General features: G+C 65.2%; 17 protein-coding genes. All 17 read right to left on the bottom strand.

Translation table 11 applies throughout. From position 1 onward, the window contains the following. Positions 1-11: 11 nt before the first annotated feature. A complete protein-coding gene (locus tag F8O07_RS04390; RefSeq protein ID WP_158030912.1) occupies positions 12-278 on the bottom strand; it encodes a F0F1 ATP synthase subunit epsilon in 267 nt (88 codons plus the stop codon). Between the two features lie 3 nt (positions 279-281). Further along, positions 282-1,748, bottom strand: coding sequence for a F0F1 ATP synthase subunit beta (gene atpD / locus F8O07_RS04385; protein WP_158030911.1), 1,467 nt, complete (start codon positions 1,746-1,748; stop codon positions 282-284). A 26-nt stretch (positions 1,749-1,774) separates the two neighbouring features. After that, positions 1,775-2,671 carry a F0F1 ATP synthase subunit gamma gene (locus F8O07_RS04380; RefSeq protein ID WP_158030910.1) on the bottom strand — a complete coding sequence of 299 codons (897 nt, stop codon included), beginning with the start codon at positions 2,669-2,671 and terminating at the stop codon, positions 1,775-1,777. Positions 2,672-2,693: 22 nt separating this feature from the next. Then, positions 2,694-4,331 (bottom strand): F0F1 ATP synthase subunit alpha, encoded by a 1,638-nt coding sequence (atpA, locus tag F8O07_RS04375; RefSeq protein ID WP_158030909.1) that lies wholly within the window; start codon positions 4,329-4,331, stop codon positions 2,694-2,696. 67 nt (positions 4,332-4,398) lie between these two features. After that, positions 4,399-5,202: a F0F1 ATP synthase subunit delta gene (locus tag F8O07_RS04370; RefSeq protein ID WP_158030908.1), complete on the bottom strand. Its 804-nt coding sequence runs from the start codon at positions 5,200-5,202 to the stop codon at positions 4,399-4,401. Positions 5,203-5,204: 2 nt separating this feature from the next. Then, entirely contained in the window at positions 5,205-5,756 is a 552-nt protein-coding gene (locus tag F8O07_RS04365) for a F0F1 ATP synthase subunit B (RefSeq protein WP_158030907.1), read from the bottom strand. A 32-nt stretch (positions 5,757-5,788) separates the two neighbouring features. Then, positions 5,789-6,019: an ATP synthase F0 subunit C gene (gene atpE, locus F8O07_RS04360; RefSeq protein WP_158030906.1), complete on the bottom strand. Its 231-nt coding sequence runs from the start codon at positions 6,017-6,019 to the stop codon at positions 5,789-5,791. A 45-nt stretch (positions 6,020-6,064) separates the two neighbouring features. Next, on the bottom strand, positions 6,065-6,916 hold the full coding sequence (gene atpB / locus F8O07_RS04355) for a F0F1 ATP synthase subunit A (RefSeq protein WP_412973466.1): 852 nt from the start codon (positions 6,914-6,916) through the stop codon (positions 6,065-6,067). A gap of 117 nt (positions 6,917-7,033) precedes the next feature. After that, entirely contained in the window at positions 7,034-7,549 is a 516-nt protein-coding gene (locus F8O07_RS04350; RefSeq protein ID WP_158030905.1) for a hypothetical protein, read from the bottom strand. After that, positions 7,546-8,697: an MraY family glycosyltransferase gene (locus F8O07_RS04345; protein WP_158030904.1), complete on the bottom strand. Its 1,152-nt coding sequence runs from the start codon at positions 8,695-8,697 to the stop codon at positions 7,546-7,548. The genes F8O07_RS04350 and F8O07_RS04345 overlap by 4 nt, the downstream gene beginning before the upstream one ends. Continuing rightward, positions 8,694-9,356, bottom strand: a complete 663-nt coding sequence (locus F8O07_RS04340; RefSeq protein WP_158030903.1) for an L-threonylcarbamoyladenylate synthase — start codon at positions 9,354-9,356, stop codon at positions 8,694-8,696. Before F8O07_RS04340 ends, F8O07_RS04345 begins: the two co-directional genes overlap by 4 nt. Positions 9,357-9,445: 89 nt before the next feature. Continuing rightward, on the bottom strand, positions 9,446-10,528 hold the full coding sequence (locus F8O07_RS04335; RefSeq protein ID WP_158030902.1) for a N5-glutamine methyltransferase family protein: 1,083 nt from the start codon (positions 10,526-10,528) through the stop codon (positions 9,446-9,448). Beyond that, a complete protein-coding gene (gene prfA / locus F8O07_RS04330; RefSeq protein WP_158030901.1) occupies positions 10,525-11,598 on the bottom strand; it encodes a peptide chain release factor 1 in 1,074 nt (357 codons plus the stop codon). The genes F8O07_RS04335 and prfA overlap by 4 nt, the downstream gene beginning before the upstream one ends. 23 nt (positions 11,599-11,621) lie before the next feature. After that, a complete protein-coding gene (gene rho / locus F8O07_RS04325; RefSeq protein WP_158030900.1) occupies positions 11,622-13,868 on the bottom strand; it encodes a transcription termination factor Rho in 2,247 nt (748 codons plus the stop codon). A gap of 93 nt (positions 13,869-13,961) precedes the next feature. Next, positions 13,962-14,879 (bottom strand): homoserine kinase, encoded by a 918-nt coding sequence (gene thrB / locus F8O07_RS04320; protein WP_158030899.1) that lies wholly within the window; start codon positions 14,877-14,879, stop codon positions 13,962-13,964. Position 14,880: 1 nt separating this feature from the next. Then, positions 14,881-16,188, bottom strand: a complete 1,308-nt coding sequence (locus F8O07_RS04315) for a homoserine dehydrogenase (RefSeq protein WP_158030898.1) — start codon at positions 16,186-16,188, stop codon at positions 14,881-14,883. Further along, a complete protein-coding gene (locus tag F8O07_RS04310; protein WP_412973606.1) occupies positions 16,185-17,681 on the bottom strand; it encodes a diaminopimelate decarboxylase family protein in 1,497 nt (498 codons plus the stop codon). The genes F8O07_RS04315 and F8O07_RS04310 overlap by 4 nt, the downstream gene beginning before the upstream one ends. Positions 17,682-17,931: the final 250 nt, after the last annotated feature.

Raw genomic sequence — 17,931 nt, 5'->3', positions numbered from 1 at the left:
GGCCGGTGAGCTCAGGCAGCGAGCTCGGCCACGCGAGCGACGACTCGCACAGCGTGGCGCTCGACCGAGAGGAAGCCGTCAGCGGCGGTCGCCTCGACCGTCTTGCCGTCTTCCAAGGTCACTCGAACGGGGCCATCGCCCAGCACGGCCAGCAGAGGCTCGTGGCCAGCCAGAACGCCGATCTCGCCCTCGATGGTGCGGGCGGTGATCTGCGTGGCACGGCCAGACCAGATGAGCTGCTCTGCCGAGACGATCTCGACGTCGAATGACTGAGCCATGGTTTACTCTCCGAGTTCCTTCTTGATCTGATCCCACTTGCGGAACACATCGTCGAGCGGGCCGACGTTGTAGAAGGCCTGCACCGGGATGTTGTCCACCTCGCCGTCGGCGATGGCGCGGAAGCCCTCGATCGTGTCTTTGATCGGCACGGTCGAACCCTCGACGCCCGTGAACTTCACGGCGGTGTAGGTGTTCTGCGACAGGAACTGCTCGATGCGACGTGCGCGCTCGACCACGATCTTGTCTTCTTCAGAGAGCTCGTCGACACCGAGGATGGCGATGATCTCCTGGAGTTCCTTGTTCTTCTGCAGGATCTGCTTGACGCGGATGGCCACGTCGTAGTGCTCCTGACCGACATACTGCGCATCGAGGATGCGCGAGGTCGAAGCGAGCGGATCGACAGCGGGGTACAGACCACGGCTGGCCAGGTCACGGGTCAGATTCGTCGTCGCATCGAGGTGCGCGAACGTCGTCGCCGGGGCCGGGTCGGTGTAGTCGTCTGCGGGAACGTAGATCGCCTGCAGCGACGTGATCGAGTGACCACGCGTCGAGGTGATGCGCTCCTGCAGCAGACCCATCTCGTCAGCCAGGTTGGGCTGGTAGCCCACGGCCGAAGGCATGCGACCCAGCAGGGTCGAGACCTCGGAACCGGCCTGAGTGAAACGGAAGATGTTGTCGATGAACAGCAGGACGTCCTGGGCCTGCTCATCGCGGAAGTACTCCGCCATGGTCAGGGCAGAAAGCGCGACGCGAAGACGCACGCCCGGCGGCTCATCCATCTGGCCGAAGACGAGGGCGGTCTTGTCGAGCACCCCTGCGTCGTCCATCTCGTGGATCAGGTCGTTGCCCTCACGGGTACGCTCGCCGACACCGGCGAAGACCGAAACGCCGTCGTGGTCTTTGGCCACACGAGCGATCATCTCCTGGATCAGCACGGTCTTGCCGACACCGGCACCACCGAACAGACCGATCTTGCCGCCCTGCACGTAGGGAGTCAGCAGGTCGATGACCTTGATGCCCGTCTGGAACATCTGGGTCTTCGACTCGAGCTGGTCGAAACGCGGGGGCTCGCGGTGGATTGACCAACGCTTCTCGAAGGTGATGTCTTCGCCCTCGGCTGCGTTGAGCACGTCGCCGGTCACGTTGAACACGTGGCCCTTGGTCGCGTCGCCGACCGGCACCGTGATCGGTGAACCGGAGTCGAACACGACCTGGCCGCGCACGAGGCCGTCAGTCGGCTTCAGCGCGATGGCGCGCACGAGATCGTCGCCGAGGTGCTGAGCAACCTCGAAGGTGATCGTGTACGTCTCGGCGCCGACGGTGACCTCGGTGCTCAGAGCGTTGTTGATCGGGGGCAGCGCGTCGTGAGCGAACTCGATGTCGACCACCGGGCCGGTCACTCGCACGATGCGCCCGACGTTACCGGTGGCCTCGGCCGCCGGCGTCTGGGTGCTTGATGCAGTTGCCATGTCTCTCTTCTCTTCTGTGTCGTCGTCTAGTTGGCGAGGGCGTCGGCGCCACCGACGATCTCACTGATCTGCTGGGTGATCTCGGCCTGTCGAGCGTTGTTCATCAACGTCGAGTAGGTGCGGATGAGCTTGTCAGCGTTGTCAGAGGCCGACTTCATGGCCTTCTGGCGACTGGCGTGCTCGCTAGCTGCGGATTCAAGTCGCGCATGGTAGATACGTGATCCGATGTAGCGCGGCAGCAGCAGGCTGAGCACCTCGTCGGGATCCGGCTCGAACTCGTAGAGCGGCTCTTCGCGCTTCTCGGCTGGATCCGCACCCGCGTCGACGAGCTCGAGCGGCAGCAGCCGCAGCACGTCTGGAGTCTGCGAGACCCGGTTGAGGAACTTCGTGTAGACCAGATGAATCTCGTCCACGCCGCCCTCTGCCCCACCCTTGAGGTAGGAGTCGACCACTGCGGTGCCGATCTCATGAGCGACCTCGGTGCTCGGCTTGTCGGTGTCACCCGTCCAGCTGCGCACGAACTCGCGATCACGGAACTGGAAGTAGCCGACCGCCTTGCGCCCGATCAGGTAGAAGTCGACCTCACGCCCGTTCTGCCGAAGCATGTTGGCGAGACGGTCTGTCTCTTTCAGGATCGCTGAGGAGAAGGCACCGGCCAGACCGCGGTCAGAAGTGAACACGACGACCGCGCTGCGGCGGATCTGCTCCCGCTCGCGCAGCAGCGGATGATCGATGTCTCCCGACAGCGCCGCCACCGCACCGACCGCGCGAGTGATTGCCTCGTCGTACGGTCGGGCGGCGTCGGTGCGCTGCTGAGCCTTCTGAATGCGGGAGGCTGCGATGAGCTCCATGGCGCGGGTGATCTTCTTAGTCGTCTGAGCAGACTTGATCTTCTGCTTGTAGACGCGAAGCTGCGCTCCCATGTGTTACTCCCTCGTCTCTCGACTACTTGCTCTGCTTGACGAGCTTGGCCTGACCGACCTTGCTCGCGTCAAGCGCGGCGTCGTCTTCTGCGCCCGGAGCCGAGAGCCCCTGCACATCTGACTCGACGAAGTTCTTCTTGAACTCCGTCACAGCCGACTCGAGCTTCGCCTTGGTCTCGTCTTCGAGCTTGCCCGACTCGCGCAGCACGTCGAGAACGTCAGTGTTGCGCTTCAGGTAGTCGAGGAACTCGCCCTCGAAGCGCAGCACGTTCTCGACTGAAACGTCGTCGAGCTTGCCGGTGGTGCCCAGCCAGATCGACACGACCTGGTCTTCGACCGGGTACGGCGAGTACTGCGGCTGCTTGAGAAGCTCCGTCAGGCGCGCACCACGATTCAGCTGCTGCTTCGACGCGGCGTCGAGGTCTGACGCGAACATCGCGAAGGCCTCGAGGTCACGGTACGAGGCGAGCTCGAGCTTGAGCGTTCCCGAGACCTTCTTGATGTGCTTGCGCTGAGCGTCGCCGCCGACTCGAGACACCGAGATGCCGACGTCGATGGCAGGACGCTGGTTGGCGTTGAAGAGGTCGGACTGGAGGAAGATCTGGCCGTCGGTGATCGAGATCACGTTCGTCGGGATGTAGGCCGACACGTCGTTCGCCTTGGTCTCGATGATCGGCAGTGCGGTCACCGAGCCGCCGCCAAGTTCGTCAGAGAGCTTGGCCGCACGCTCCAGCAGGCGGGAGTGTAAGTAGAACACGTCGCCGGGGTATGCCTCGCGGCCCGGCGGACGACGCAGCAGCAGCGAAACGGCACGGTAGGCCTCAGCCTGCTTTGACAGATCGTCATAGACGATGACGGTGTGCTTGCCCTGGTACATCCAGTGCTGGCTCAGTGCAGAACCGGTGTATGCCGAGAGGTACTTGAAGCCTGCCGGGTCTGACGCGGGCGAAGCGACGATGGTGGTGTACTCCATCGCGCCGGCCTTCTCGAGCGCAGCCTTCACGCTCGCGATGGTCGAGCCCTTCTGGCCGATGGCGACGTAGATCGCGCGCACCTGCTGCTTGGGATCGCCCGACTCCCAGTTCTTACGCTGGTTGATGATGGTGTCGATCGCGATCGCGGTCTTGCCGGTCTGGCGGTCGCCGATGATCAGCTGACGCTGGCCTCGACCGATCGGGATCATGGCGTCGATCGCCTTGATGCCGGTCTGCAGCGGCTCGTCGACGCTCTTGCGGCTCATCACGTTCGGAGCCTGCAGCTCGAGTTCGCGGCGGGTCTCTGCCTTGATCTCGCCGAGACCGTCGATCGGGTTGCCGAGCGGGTCGATGACTCGCCCGAGGAACTCGTCGCCGACCGGCACGGAGAGCACCTCGCCGGTGCGCTCGACGCGCTGGCCTTCGGCGATGCCGACGAACTCGCCGAGCACGACGACGCCGATCTCATGCTCGTCGAGGTTCTGGGCGAGGCCCAGCACGCCGTTCTCGAAGCGCACCAGCTCGTTGGCCTGCACGCTCGGCAGGCCCTCGACGTGGGCGATGCCGTCGGCGGCACTGAGTACGTAGCCCACCTCGGCCTTCGTCGAGGAGGCTGGCTGGTACCCCTCGGCGAATTCCTTGAGAGCACCCCGGATCTCTTCGGGGCTGATTGCTACTTCTGCCATCATCTTCCTTACATTCGGTGGGGCCGCCGGCCCCGATCTACACCTGTTCAGTACCTGTCGAAATCGACTACGCGATGGCCTGTCGAAGCTGTGTCAGCTTCGTGCGAGCCGATGAGTCAATGAGGGTGTCGCCGAGACGAACGACGACGCCGCCGACGAGGGCGGGGTCGACTGACACGTTGACGTGAACGGGGCCGCCCGCCTCGTTCTGCAACGCCTGAGCCAGAGCGGCTCGCTGCGGCTCGGAAAGCGGGCGCGCCGAGGTCACGTCTGCGACCTGTCGGCCGGCGACCGCTGAGACCCGCTCGGCGATCTCATGAAGTCGACGTGCGACCTTGCTGCCGCGCACGCTGCTGACCGCACGGGTCACCAAGAGCGTCGTCTCCGGCAGAGTCTGCTGCCCGAAGAGCCGATCCACGAGCTGGCGCTCAGCCTGTGGGTGCTCTCCCGGGTGTGAGAGACTCAGCTGCAGCTCACGGCTGCCTTCGAACACCTGGGCGACCTGGAAGAGCTCGTCTTCCAGGCGTTCCAGATTGCCCTCCTGCTGAGCCGTCAGCGCCACCGCCGTCTCGCCGAGAGCCTCGATCGAGGAGACGAACTCGTCGTCACTCGACCAGCGCAGTGCGGCGGTCTTCTCGACGAATGCGACCACGACATCCGCCACTTTGCCGGTGAACAGCCGGGTGATCAGACCGACACGCAGCTGTTCGTCAGTCGAGGGGTCGGCGATGAGTCCGCGAAGCTGAGCGCTCTCGCCCAGCGCGTCGGCGACCTCGAAGATTCCTTCTGCGGCGTCCAGGCCACGAACCTGGGTGTCGACGGTCAGAATCTCTCCGGCCCGCTCGAGTGAGTGTACGGTGGCGCTTCCCATGCCTACTTGGCCTCCGACTTCTCGAGGTCAGCGAGGAAGTGATCGACGACGGCCTTCGACTTCTGGTCGTCTTCGAGCGACTGACCGACGACCTGTGATGCGAGGTCGACCGACAGCACGCCGATCTCACTCTTCAGCTGGTCGAAGGCCGTCTTGCGATCTGCAGCGATCTGAGCGTGAGCCTGATCGCTGATTCGCTGAGCCTCGGTCGTCGCCTGCTCTTTGAGCTCGGCGACGATCTGCGCACCCTCTGATCGGGCGGCGTCCCGAATCTTCTGAGCCTCGACGCGTGCTTCGGCCAGCTGCGCGTTGTAGGCGTTCAGTGCGGCCGCGGCCTCTTCCTGAGCCTTCTGCGCCTGCTGGATGCCACCCTCGATCTTCTCTGAGCGCTCGTCCAGCGTCTTCTGCAGCTTGGGTACGATGACCTTCCACACGAAGATGAGCAGGACGAGGAAGATGATGAGCGACAGCGACCAGTCGTAGACGGCGGGGAAAAGAATGTTGTGCTCTTCCTCGGCGGCCTGTACGCCTGCTGTCAGCGCGAATTGAGCCATATTAGTGCCTTACGTCTGAGGTGGGTGTCGACTTACTGGAAGATGAAGCCCGCAGCGAGGCCGATGAGGGCCAGCGCCTCGGTGAATGCCACCGCCAGGAAGAAGGTGGTCTGCAGCTTGCCAGCGAGTTCGGGCTGACGAGCAATCGCCTCGACGGTCTTGCCGCCGGCGATGCCGATACCGATACCGGGGCCGATGGCTGCCAGGCCGTAGCCGACGCTGTTGATGTTGCCCGAAATCTCAGCGAGTGTGTTGATATCCACGGGTTTTCGTTTCCTTCCATAGTGTGGCCGGAGGTTTCCGGCCGCTTAGTGCTCTTCTGCCAGCGACGACTGAATGTAGGCCGTTGTCAGAAGAGTGAAGATGTATGCCTGCAGGGCTGCGACCAGGATCTCGAAGAGGGTGAACGCGAAGCCGAAGGCGAATGTGACGACGCTGAAGCTCTTGAGAATGCCGTCAGCGCTGAACAGGAAGAACCAGGTGGCGCTGAAGCACAGCACCAGGATGAGGTGGCCGGCGACCATGTTCATCAGAAGTCGAAGGGTCAGTGAGACCGGACGGATGACGAAAGTCGAGAGAAACTCGATCGGGGTGACCAGAAGGTACATCACCTTGGGCACTCCGGCCGGGAACAGCGCGTTCTTGAAATACCCGGCGCCATGCTTCTTGATGCCTGCGTAGATGAAGACGATGTAGGCGACGAGGGCCAAGACCAGCGGAAAGCCGATGGTCGCCGAAGCCGCGAGGTTCAGGCCGGGAACGATGCCGGTGATGTTGAAGCCGAGCACCACGATGAAGATGGTGAACAGCAGCGGCACGAACCGCTTGCCGTCTTTCTTGCCGAGCATCTCTTCGGCGATGTTGACCCGCACGAAGTCATATGCGAACTCGAGCATGCCCTGACCGCGACCGGGAACGAGCTTCAGCTTGCGAGTTCCGAACCACAGCAGCGCGATGATCACGAGCATCACCAGGATGCGGATCAGTGCGATGCGGTTGAGCTCGAACGGCGTGCCCGCGAAGAAGATCGGTTCGGGGAAGAACTCGCTGATGCTCGGTGCATGGAACTCGCCGTCAGCGGCGAGAGTCGGCGTTGTCAGCTGGGTCAGCGCGTGAATCAAAAGATCATTCTCCTGAGCGATGTCCGCAGTCTTCGCCACGGCGCGTATTGAGTGATTCGGTGGCCAGTGACAAGACCACCAGGGGACATACTAGCAACATCTGGCCGCGAGTGCGGAACCGACTGTGCGATTGGGGTGAGTTCGGGCGGGGCTGGCTCACTGCGGATCGTCGACATACGGCACCTTTGCACGCATTGCGGCGAAGGAGTCTGCGGCGAGAGAGCCGAGCACAGCGGCGACGATCGATCCGAAGAGCACGCCCTTCACGATGAACGGTGCCGAGGTGATCAGAGCGAGCAGCCCGATGAACACGATGATCTTGACGATCCAGCCGCCGAGCACGATGGCCAGAAACGAGATGCCTCCCTGGCGGGATCCGAGCCACAGGCTGCCGGCCGTGATCGCGGCGAAGGCGAGGGTGAGCGCAGCTCCGACAAGTGCGCTGAGCACGCCGTTCCAGCCGGCGACCGACCACCCGATGAGGCCTCCGACGATGGCGACGAGCACGGCGAGCACCGCAGTGAGCAGCAGCGAGAGTCGAAGCACGCTGACCAGACCGGGTGCGGCCTGTCGCTTCACCGGCTGCTCTTCACCGTCTTCGATGAAATGCTCGTCGAATGCGGATGCGTTCTGCTGGTCGATCTGCTCGTCGCGGTCTTCAGGGGTGGTCATGCGATCTCCTTCTTGCGGATGCGTCTGGCCGTCAGCTGCAGTTCGTTCGGTATCGGCGGCCCCCACCCCAGCTGGGGCTGCAGCACCGGCCAGAACGTGAGCACGATGCAGCAGAGGATGCCGATCACGGCGAAGACCACGACGAACGGCCAGGGCCACACCATGAACAGGAAGCATGAGAGGGACAGCACGATCGTCCAGCTGTAGAACACCGCCACTGCAGTGTACGTGTTGTGACCGAGACCGAGCAGACGATGGTGCAGATGCTTGCGATCCGGGCTGAACGGGCTCTTTCCCGCGCCCACGCGTCTGATGACCGCCAGAGCGAAGTCGACGAAGGGCAGTGAGAGCACGACGACGGGCACCAGCAGCGGCAGCCAGACGCTTGAGTCCGAGAGCGTCTGCGGATCGATCTGACCGGTGACCGAGATCGCGCTCACCGCCAGCAGCATCCCCAGCAGCATCGCACCGGAGTCGCCCATGAAGATCTTGGCCGGGTGCCAGTTCCAGGGCAGAAAGCCGACGCATCCGCCGATCAGCAGCGCGGCGACCAGCGTCGCGAGGTTGAAGTAGTCGGTCGGCGAGGTGCGCACCGTCAGCAGATAGACGTAGAGGAAGAACACGCCTGAGGCGAGCAGGATGACGCCGGCGACCAGCCCGTCGAGCCCGTCGATGAAGTTGACGGCGTTCATCGTGAGCACGATGAGAATCGTGGTGAGCAGCGCGCTGACGGCTCCCGAGCCGATCAGCGTGCCTCCGATCGGCAGCGACACGATCTGAAACCCCTGCCAGGTGAGGATGCCGGCCGCAAGAAACTGCCCGGCCAGCTTGGCGTACCAGACCATGTCATAGAGATCGTCGAAGACCCCGATGAAGACGATCAGCAGGCTGGCCGCCGCCAGGGCGACCATCTGCCCCGGGTGTCTGAACACCTCGCTGAACCACTCAATGCGGCTCGCCGTGAACAGCCCCAGCATGATGCCGATGAAGATGGCCACTCCCCCGAGTCTGGGCGTCGGGCGGGTGTGCACATCTCGCGCTCTGATGGCGGGATAGATGTGAAAGCGGAGCGCAAAGCGCAGCACGGCCCAAGTCAGCCCCCACGTCGCGACGGCGGCGACGAACGCGACCAGCGCATAGCCCTTCACTCGGTCAGCACCTTGCCGTCGCCGATCACCTCGGCGAGCTGCTCAGGGGTGACGCCGCCCTGCCGCACGATCCGCACCGCGCCGTTCACCTCGAAGAGCGTCGCATCGATGATGGTCGACGAGAGTCCGCTGTGACTGGTGCCATGGTCGAGGTAGACCTCGACGCTGTCGCCGAGCTGCTGCTGTGCGTCGTCGATCGTGGTCGCGGCCGGCTGGCTGTGCCGATTCGCCGAGGACACCGCGAGGGGCCCCGTCTCTTCGAGCACGGCGAGTGCAACCGGCTCGTCGGGAATGCGCAGCGCAACCGTGCCCTGCGTGTCGCCGAGATCCCAGTTCAGGCTGCTGCGTGCGTTGAGAATGATGGTGAGCGCGCCCGGCCAGAACTTCTCAGCTGCCCGTTCGATGGGCTCGGGCACGTCTTCGGCCAGAGCATGCAGGCTGTTCAGGCTCGGAATCAGCACCGGCGGCGGCGACTGACGTGTGCGCCCCTTCGCCTCGAGCAGCGCGTTGACCGCGTCTGGAGAGAAGGCGTCGGCGGCGATGCCGTAGACCGTGTCGGTGGGCATCACGACCAGTCGGCCGCGCCCGATGGCTCGGCGGGCCTCTCTCGTTCCGGTCAGTAGCTGCTCAGTGTCGTTGCAGTCGAACACGCTGCTCATGTCGAAATCTCCTCGGGGTGTCTGTAGCAGTCTAGTCGCCGAGTCTGCGTGTGCCCTGTGTCGACTCGCGACCGAGTGCGATCAGCGGCTCAGTGGCGCGACGGGTGTCGGGCTTCGGTGAATCGGTCACGACCGGTCAGGTCACGATGCGTCTGTGCTGCCTCGAACCCCGCCGTTTCGAGCAGCGTGCGCACGTCCGAGCCCTGCTGCTCGGTGTGCTCCAAGAGGATGCTCCCTCCGGCCTGCAGCGCGGCGAACGCGGGCGCGACCAGCTCACGGATGAAGTCGAGACCGTCGGCGCCGGAGTAGAGCGCCGTGTCGGGGTCGGCTCTTGCCTCGGGCTCGAGCGGGATGTCTCCCATCGGCACGTACGGCGGGTTCGACACGATCAGATCGAACGTGCCTGCTGACTCTGCCACGGGCTGGCCAGGCGTCATCTGCGCTGCCGCCTGTGCCCGTGACCGTGGGTGCGGCTGCGCTGGCAGGAGCGATGAGGAGGCGACGGCGAGGTCAGCGATCGCATCACCGGCGACGAGTTCGACGGCGCTGTCGGCCGCTGCCAGGGCATCGGTGTAGGCGACGATGTTGCGCCGCGCCCACGCTTCGGCGGCGGTCTCGAGTTCGACGGTGCGCACCTGCGTATGCGGCAGCTCAGTGGCGATCGCGAGGCTGATCGCGGCCGAACCGGTGCCCGCTTCGAAGACTCGGAGGCGTCGTGGTGCGACGTCGCGTCGAGTGCCGTCTGTCAGGGCCGGGTCGACAGCGGCTGCGTCGTCACCGTCGGAGTCGGATGTCTGCTCGGCGGCACGACGCTCGCTCAGCAGCTCGAGTGCGCGTTCGACCAGCAGCTCGGTCTCTGGGCGCGGCACGAACACGCCCTCCCCAACTGACAGATCGAGCGCGCGAAAGGGCGCCCTGCCGAGCACATGCTGCAGTGGGATGCGCCGCGCGCGTCGTTCGGTCAGCGTCTCGATGGTGTGCATCTGCTCGGCGCTCACCCGGAGTCGACCGGTGAGCTCGGCCAGGCTGAGGTCGCCGAGACTCACATCGAGCACGTGCGCGACGATCTGTCGGGACTCTGCCCGAGCCGGACCGATACCGGCCTCGGCCAGCCGCTGCAGCATCCGCAGGACGACCGGCCCCACCTCGCTGCCGCCAGCCGGATCGGTCACTGCCCCAGTGCCTCGAGACGGTGCGTCTCGTCGGCGGCCACAGCTGACTCGATCACGGGATCGAGCTCGCCGTTCATCACCTGATCGAGGTTGTAGGCCTTGAACCCGGTGCGGTGGTCGGCAATGCGGTTCTCTGGAAAGTTGTAGGTGCGGATGCGCTCCGAACGGTCCATCGAGCGAATCTGGCTGTGGCGCTGCTCGCTGGCTGCGGCGTCGAGCTCTTCCTGCTGTTTGGCGAGCAGGCGGGCCCGCAGCACGCGCATGGCGGCGTCACGGTTCTGAATCTGGCTCTTCTCGTTCTGCATCGACACCACGATGCCGGTCGGCAGGTGGGTGATGCGCACCGCCGAGTCGGTCGTGTTGACCGACTGACCGCCAGGGCCGGACGAACGGTAGACGTCGATGCGCAGATCGTTCTGATTGATCTGCACCTCTTCGGGCTCGTCGACCTCGGGAAACACCAGCACACCGGTGGTCGAGGTGTGGATGCGCCCCTGGCTCTCGGTGACCGGCACACGCTGCACGCGGTGCACGCCGCCTTCGTACTTGAGGTGCGCCCAGACGCCCTCAGCCGGGTTGTTCGAACGACCCTTGATAGCCACCGAGACGTCTTTGTACCCGCCGAGGTCGGATTCGGTGGAGTCGAGCATCTCGACCTTCCACCCCTTTTTCTCGGCGTAGTGCATGTACATGCGCAGCAGGTCGCCGGCGAAGAGGGCGGACTCCTCGCCGCCCTCACCGCCTTTGATCTCCATGATCACGTCACGGCCGTCATCGGGATCGCGCGGGATCAGCAGTCGACGCAGGCGTTCGGCCGACGCGGTGAGCTCGGTCTCAAGACCGGGCACCTCCTCGGCGAACGAATCGTCTTCTTTGGCCAGCTCACGCGCGGCCTCGAGGTCTTCGTCAGTCTGCCGCCAGTGCTCGTAGGCGACCTTGATCGCATTGAGCTCGTTGTACCGACGGCTGAGCTTTTTGGCCAGCGCCGGCTTGGTGTGCACCACCGGGTCGGCCAGCTGCACCTGCAGATCAGCGTGCTCGGCGAGCAGTTTGTCGACGGAGTCGAACATCGAGCTCACAGTCGAGGCCTCGCTCAACGCTGGCGCAGGCCGGGCACGTCATGTGCCTGCATGCGCATCAGGAACTCGACGTTCGACTTGGTCTCTTTCAGACCGTTGAACACGATCTCGATGGCCTGCTGCGGTTCGAGGCCGCCCAGTGCGCGACGCAGCTTCCAGACGATTTTGAGCTCGTCGGCCGGCAGCAGCAGCTCTTCACGACGGGTACCCGACGCGTTGACGTCGACGGCCGGGAAGATGCGCTTGTCGGCCAGCTGACGCGACAGGCGAAGCTCCATGTTGCCGGTGCCCTTGAACTCCTCGAAGATCACTTCGTCCATCTTCGAACCGGTCTCGACCAGAGCCGAGGCGATGATCGTCAGCGAGCCGCCGTTCTCGATGTTGCGCGCGGCACCGAAGAAGCGCTTGGGCGGGTAGAGCGCCGACGCGTCGACACCACCAGAGAGGATGCGACCCGAGGCCGGCGTCGACAGGTTGTAGGCACGACCCAGACGGGTGATCGAGTCGAGCAGCACGACCACGTCATGACCCAGCTCGACCAGGCGCTTTGCCCGCTCGATGGCCAGCTCGGCGACCGTGGTGTGGTCGTCGGCGGGGCGGTCGAACGTCGAGGCGATGACCTCGCCCTTGACCGTGCGCTGCATGTCGGTGACCTCTTCGGGGCGCTCGTCGACGAGCACGACCATGAGGTGCACCTCTGGGTTGTTCACCGTGATCGCGTTGGCGATCTGCTGCATGATGATCGTCTTGCCGGCCTTCGGCGGTGCGACGATCAGACCACGCTGACCCTTGCCGATCGGTGCGACCAGATCGATGACTCGACCGGTGAGCTTCTGCGGCTCGGTCTCGAGGCGCAGACGCTCTTGGGGGTACAGCGGCGTGAGCTTCGAGAACTCGACGCGCTGACGCGCCTCTTCGACCGTGGCACCGTTGACGGTGTCGAGCTTGACCAGTGCGTTGTACTTCTGACGGCTGCTGTTCTCGTTCTCACGAGGCTCTTTGATCGCGCCGACGACCGCGTCGCCCTTGCGCAGACCGTAGCGCTTGACCTGTCCGAGCGAGACGTACACGTCGTTCGGGCCGGGCAGGTAGCCGCTGGTGCGCACGAACGCGTAGTTGTCGAGCACCTCGAGCACACCTGCGATCGGGATCAAGGTGTCGTTCTCGGTGTACTCGGGCTCGTCTTCACGGCCGCGACGCTTGCGGTCACGGTTGCGGTTGCGGTTGCGGTTGCGGCCACGACGCTCGTCGTTGTCGTGATCGTCGCGACGCGAGTTGTCGTCGCCCTTCTCACCGCGTTCGCGACGGTCGCCCTTCTCGTGGCGGTCGTGCTTGTCATTCTTGTCGTTCTTGTCGCTGCGATCGTTCTTGTCGCTGCGATCGTTGTTCTCGTCTTTGGCGTCTTTGCCCTCAGCCGACTCGGTGTCGTTCTGACGGTCGTTGTCACGCCCACGGCCACGCCCGCGCCCACGGCTGCGACGCCCTTCGCGGTGCTCATTACGGCCCTCGTGGCCCTCGGTCTCGCCATCAGCGCTCTCGCCGTTCGACTCTGCTGAGGTGTTCTCTGCGTCAGTGCGCTGCTCGCTGCGGCGACCGCGCTTCGATTCGCGCTGCTCACCTGCCTGCGGTGTCTCGGTCTGTGCGTTCTCAGCCGGCTCGTCACTCTGAGCCGTCGCATCTGCGGCGACCTCGTCGCGCGCGGCGCTGCTCTGGCCGCTGTCGGCATGTCGAGCGGCGGTCTGCTTCGAGCTGGCACGACGCGGGGCGCGCGCCTCGGTGCGCGGTGTCTCGGCCGTGCTCTGCTCGGCCTGAGCGCCGGGTGCGTCGAGCACCTCGACGGTGACCTCGGCGTTGACGCCGTCAGCCACATCGGTCGTGGGCAGCGTCGCCCGACGCGAGCGGCGACCCGTGCTGGCACGGCGTGTCTGCGGCGCCTCGGCGGCCGCGGTGGCCGGCTCGGCCTCAGCTGTGGCGGCGGCCGCTGCGGGCTGCTCGGTCGTGCTCGCTGCGGCGGCCGGCTCGGTATCTCTGGTGTTGGTCGGCTCAGCGGTCGATGCGCCGGCCAGCTCGGCACGGCGATCGGTGATCGCTGAGATCAGTTCGCTCTTGCGGAGCTTCACGCCTGAGAGCCCCAGCTCTGCGGCGATGCTCTGCAGCTCTGCCACGCGCAGGGTGGTCAGCTTCGGCGTCTGGGTGGTGTTCTTGACATCAGTCACAGGAGGTTTTCCTCTCGCCTTGCCGTTTCGGCCAAGGAGATTCATCGATCGGTGGTCCCGATCGTCATTACAGAAGGGCACACATCTGAGAAAACGTGAGGTGCCGCTGGATCATGACCGAGAGCACAGCTCTCAAAGTCACAGCTCTACTGTAGCACCCTCAGCGGCGATCGCCACCCGATGCGACTTCCATCGCACGGGCGTGTCATTCGAGGCGGAATCGACCAGGCCATCCGCCGCTGCCACGGCGTCGGCCTCAGCCGAGCTGGTCGCGAGCACGAGCACGGTCGGCCCCGCCCCGCTCAGCGCAGCCGCATGCCCCTGCGTGCGCAGATCGGTGATCATGCGATCGGTCGCCGGCATCGCCTGAGCACGGTACGGCTGATGCAGGCGGTCTTCGGTCGCCTCGAAGAGCAGGCTCGGGTCTTCGCCGAGAGCATGAACCAGCAGCGCCGAACGCGACAGGTTGAACACGGCGTCGGCGACCGGCACGCTCTCTGGCTGGAGCATGCGCATGACGCTCGTCTTGGTCGTGTAGTCAGGCACCAGCAGTACCGCATGGATGCTCTCGTCGACCGTCATGGAGGCGCAGCGAGGGAGCCCCTCGGCATCGGTGTAGGCGATGGTCGCACCACCGTAGACGGCCGGAGCCGCGTTGTCCGGGTGCCCCTCGCAGGCGCTGGCCAGCCGGAAGACCTCGTCGCGGTCGGGCTGCCCGCCGGTGTGCAGCGCGAGCGCCGCGGCGACTCCGGCAACCACGGCCGATGCCGACGATCCGAGCCCTCCCGACTGCGGCACACCGTTCACAGCACGCAGATGCGCCCCAGAGAGGCTGCCCCCGAGCTGCGCAGTGGTCTGCAGCAGAATGCGCACGAGCAGGTTGCGACGGTCGCGCGGCAGCCACTTCGCCCCCGCGCCCTGCACGTCGACCGTGAACCGGCCGGAGTCGTTCGGGACGACCTCGACTTCGTTCCACAGGTCGACGGCGATGCCGAGCGAGTCGAAACCTGGGCCCAGATTGGCGCTGGTGCCCGGAACGCGGACGCGCACGGACATCTCAGTCTCCCTCGACGCGCATGACGCCGATCACGGCGCGTACGGCAGAGGCCTCGGCCAGCTGCTCGACGGTGCGCTGCAGTCGGCCTTCTGTGGCACGGTGCGTGACCACGACGAGGCTGGCGTCTGCGGCAGAGTCGGCCAGCTGCTCCTGATGCAGTGCACGAACCGAGATCTCGTTGCCGGCGAAGACAGCCGAGATCTGTTCGAGCACGCCTGGCTCGTCGGCGACGTGCAGGGTGATGTGCCAGCTCGACTCGACCTCTGAGATGTCGGCGATGCGCAGGTTCGCGTCGAAAGAGACGAACTCCGCCGGAGCACCGCGCACGATGCGCTTGGCGGCGAGCACGAAGTCGCTGAGCACGGTCGATGACGTCTCGACACCGCCGGCTCCTGCCCCATAGAACATCAGATCTCCGGCATCGAGAGCCTCGACGAAGATCGCGTTCTTGCCGCCGTGCACCGCGGCGAGCGGGTGATCTGCCGGCACCATCGCCGGATAGACACGCACGTTGACCGCATCGCGTTCGCCCGGTTTCGCAGGCAGCCGCTCGGCGATCGCCAGCAGCTTCACCACGTAGCCGTCGCGTTTCGCGGCGACCAGCTGTTCGGTGGTGAGCTGCGTGATGCCCTCAGTGTGCACCGCAGACCGAGGCACGTGCGTGTGGAACGCGAGACCGGCCAGAATCGTCGCCTTGGCTGCTGCGTCATGCCCCTCGACGTCGGCACTCGGGTCGGCTTCGAGATAGCCCAGACGGCTGGCCTCGTCAAGAGCCTCTTCGAGCGTGATGCCTGCGGTGTCGATGCGGTCGAGGATGTAGTTCGTGCTGCCGTTGACGATGCCGAGCACGCGGTTGATGCGGTCGCCCACGAGAGAGTCCTGCAGCGGCCGGATGATCGGGATCGCGGCCGCCGCGGCCGCCTCGTACCAGGTTTCGGCGCCGCCGCGTCGCCCGGCCTCGAAGATGTCGACCTGATGCGCAGCCAGCAGAGCCTTGTTCGCGGTGATGACGTCTTTGCCGTCGCTGAGCGCGCGCTCGATGTACGTGCGTGCGGGCTCGATGCCGCCGATCAGCTCGATCACGATGTCGGCCTCGTCGATGAGGCGGTCTGCGTCGGTGGTGAACAGCTGCTGTGGCAGCTCGACGTCGCGGTGACCGTGCAGGTTTCGGACCGCGATGCCGATCAGCTCGAAGTCGGCACCGATGCGCTGCGCGAGCTCGGCACGCCGCTCGATCAGCTGGCGGGCCGTCTGAGCGCCGACCGAGCCGGCACCGAGCAGGGCCACTTTCAGCGTGCGGTGAGTCATCTGTCCTCCGTCTTGTTCGTGATCTCGAGACCGGCGTCACGGCGCAGCAGCGTCTCGATGCTCTCACCGTGCACCAACAGGTGCGCGGCTCCGTCCCAGACGCCCACGACTGCCGGGCGCGGAAGCATGTTGTAGTTCGACGACAGCGAGAAGCAGTACGCTCCGGTGTCGGGCACGGCGAGCAGGTCGCCCCGCCGCACGTCTTCGGGCAGGTAGTCGGCCTGCACCACGATGTCGCCGCTCTCGCAGTGTTTGCCCACCACGCGCACGAGCACCGGCTCGGCGTCGCTGGTACGCGAGGCGAGTGCGGCCTGATAGTCGGCGTCGTACAGCTCGGGGCGCGGGTTGTCGCTCATTCCCCCGTCGACGGCGATGTACCGACGCGTATTGCCGGCAAGATGATCGACCTGCACGTCTTTGATCGTGCCGGTCTCGTAGAGCGTCACACCGGCACGCCCCACGATCGAGCGACCCGGCTCGATTGCGATGTGCGGCACTTGGACGCCCTGAGCGAAGCAGGCACGCTGCAGGGTCGATGCGATGTTCTCGGCCATCTGCTCGATCGGTCGCGGCTGGTCGGCCTCGGTGTAGGCGATGCCAAAGCCGCCGCCCAGGTTGAGTTCAGGAACCGGCCCACCTTCGAGCAGTCGCTTCTGCACCTCGATGAGACGCGTGATCGCTTCGTCGAACCCGAGCGCGTCGAAGATCTGCGATCCAATGTGCGAATGCATGCCCACGAATTCGACGCGGTCGATCGCGCGCAGACGGCGCACCGCTTCGTCGACATCGGCGAGCGCCACCCCGAACTTCTGGTCTTCGCGCGCGGTGGCCAGGAACTCATGCGTCGACGCGTGCACGCCCGTCGTCACGCGCAGTCGCACGCGCTGTCGATACGACGGGTCGGCCAGCGGGCTGGACGCAGTAGGCGAACCGGCTGCCGCATCCGCCGCCGTCTCGGCGACCGCGTCTTCGATCACAGCCTGCAGCAGATCGATCTCGTCGAGCGAGTCGACCACGATCGTACCCAGGCCGATGCCGACCGCGGCGCGCAGCTCGGCATACGACTTGTTGTTGCCGTGCAGGCCGATGCTCTGCGGCGGCATGCCTGCGGCGACGGCGATCGCGAGCTCTCCCCCGCTCGAGACGTCGACGTTGAGCCCGGCGTCGCGCATCCAGCGCACGACATCTGAGGTGAGCAGGGCCTTCGAAGCGTAGTAGACGGTGACGTCGGTGCCGATCGTGGCGAGTGCGTTCGCGAATGCGTCACGGATGCGAGTGGCCTGCGCGACGGCGGTGGCCCGATCGACCACGTAGAGCGGCGTGCCGAAGGTCTCAGCGAGCTCGACGACCGACACTCCCCCAATCTCGACCACCCCAGCGGCATTTCGGGTCGCGGTGTCTGGCCAGATGGAAGGGTCGAGGGCGTTCAGGTCTTCGGGAATGGCGAGCCATTCAGGAGCCAGCGGTTCGATGTGATCTGAGTGTGAGGGCACCCGCATATTCTACGTGGTCGACACGGCGGCCTGCCCCAGCAGGAGCAAACCTACGACCTTGCCGCCGAGAGTGCAGAAAGTGCGGCGTTCAGCGATGAGCCGGCGCCAAGGAGGCACCGAGAGTACAGGAGATGTGATGTTTGCGATGAATCAGAGCGGAGGCGATGCCGAAAGTACAGAAGGTGCGACCATCAGCGGCTGATAGTCACAGATTCTGCCAACTCGACGCGAAACCGAACAGAACCGCGGA

Source organism: Pseudoclavibacter sp. CFCC 13796 (assembly GCF_008831185.1).
Lineage (GTDB): Bacteria > Actinomycetota > Actinomycetes > Actinomycetales > Microbacteriaceae > Pseudoclavibacter_A.
Note: the sequence above shows the minus strand (reverse complement) of the source record. Positions and strands in the feature narration are given on the sequence as shown.

Excerpts from the sequence above, each read along its gene's own strand:
- F8O07_RS04340 (WP_158030903.1), bottom strand. The coding sequence starts at position 9,356 with ATGAGCAGCGTGTTCGACTGCAACGACACTGAGCAGCTACTGACCGGA.
- F8O07_RS04365 (WP_158030907.1), bottom strand. The coding sequence starts at position 5,756 with ATGGCTCAATTCGCGCTGACAGCAGGCGTACAGGCCGCCGAGGAAGAG.
- atpD (WP_158030911.1), bottom strand. The coding sequence starts at position 1,748 with ATGGCAACTGCATCAAGCACCCAGACGCCGGCGGCCGAGGCCACCGGT.
- F8O07_RS04315 (WP_158030898.1), bottom strand. The coding sequence starts at position 16,188 with ATGACTCACCGCACGCTGAAAGTGGCCCTGCTCGGTGCCGGCTCGGTC.
- rho (WP_158030900.1), bottom strand. The coding sequence starts at position 13,868 with ATGAATCTCCTTGGCCGAAACGGCAAGGCGAGAGGAAAACCTCCTGTG.
- prfA (WP_158030901.1), bottom strand. The coding sequence starts at position 11,598 with ATGTTCGACTCCGTCGACAAACTGCTCGCCGAGCACGCTGATCTGCAG.
- F8O07_RS04350 (WP_158030905.1), bottom strand. The coding sequence starts at position 7,549 with ATGACCACCCCTGAAGACCGCGACGAGCAGATCGACCAGCAGAACGCA.
- F8O07_RS04370 (WP_158030908.1), bottom strand. The coding sequence starts at position 5,202 with ATGGGAAGCGCCACCGTACACTCACTCGAGCGGGCCGGAGAGATTCTG.
- F8O07_RS04380 (WP_158030910.1), bottom strand. The coding sequence starts at position 2,671 with ATGGGAGCGCAGCTTCGCGTCTACAAGCAGAAGATCAAGTCTGCTCAG.
- thrB (WP_158030899.1), bottom strand. The coding sequence starts at position 14,879 with ATGTCCGTGCGCGTCCGCGTTCCGGGCACCAGCGCCAATCTGGGCCCA.
- atpA (WP_158030909.1), bottom strand. The coding sequence starts at position 4,331 with ATGGCAGAAGTAGCAATCAGCCCCGAAGAGATCCGGGGTGCTCTCAAG.
- F8O07_RS04390 (WP_158030912.1), bottom strand. The coding sequence starts at position 278 with ATGGCTCAGTCATTCGACGTCGAGATCGTCTCGGCAGAGCAGCTCATC.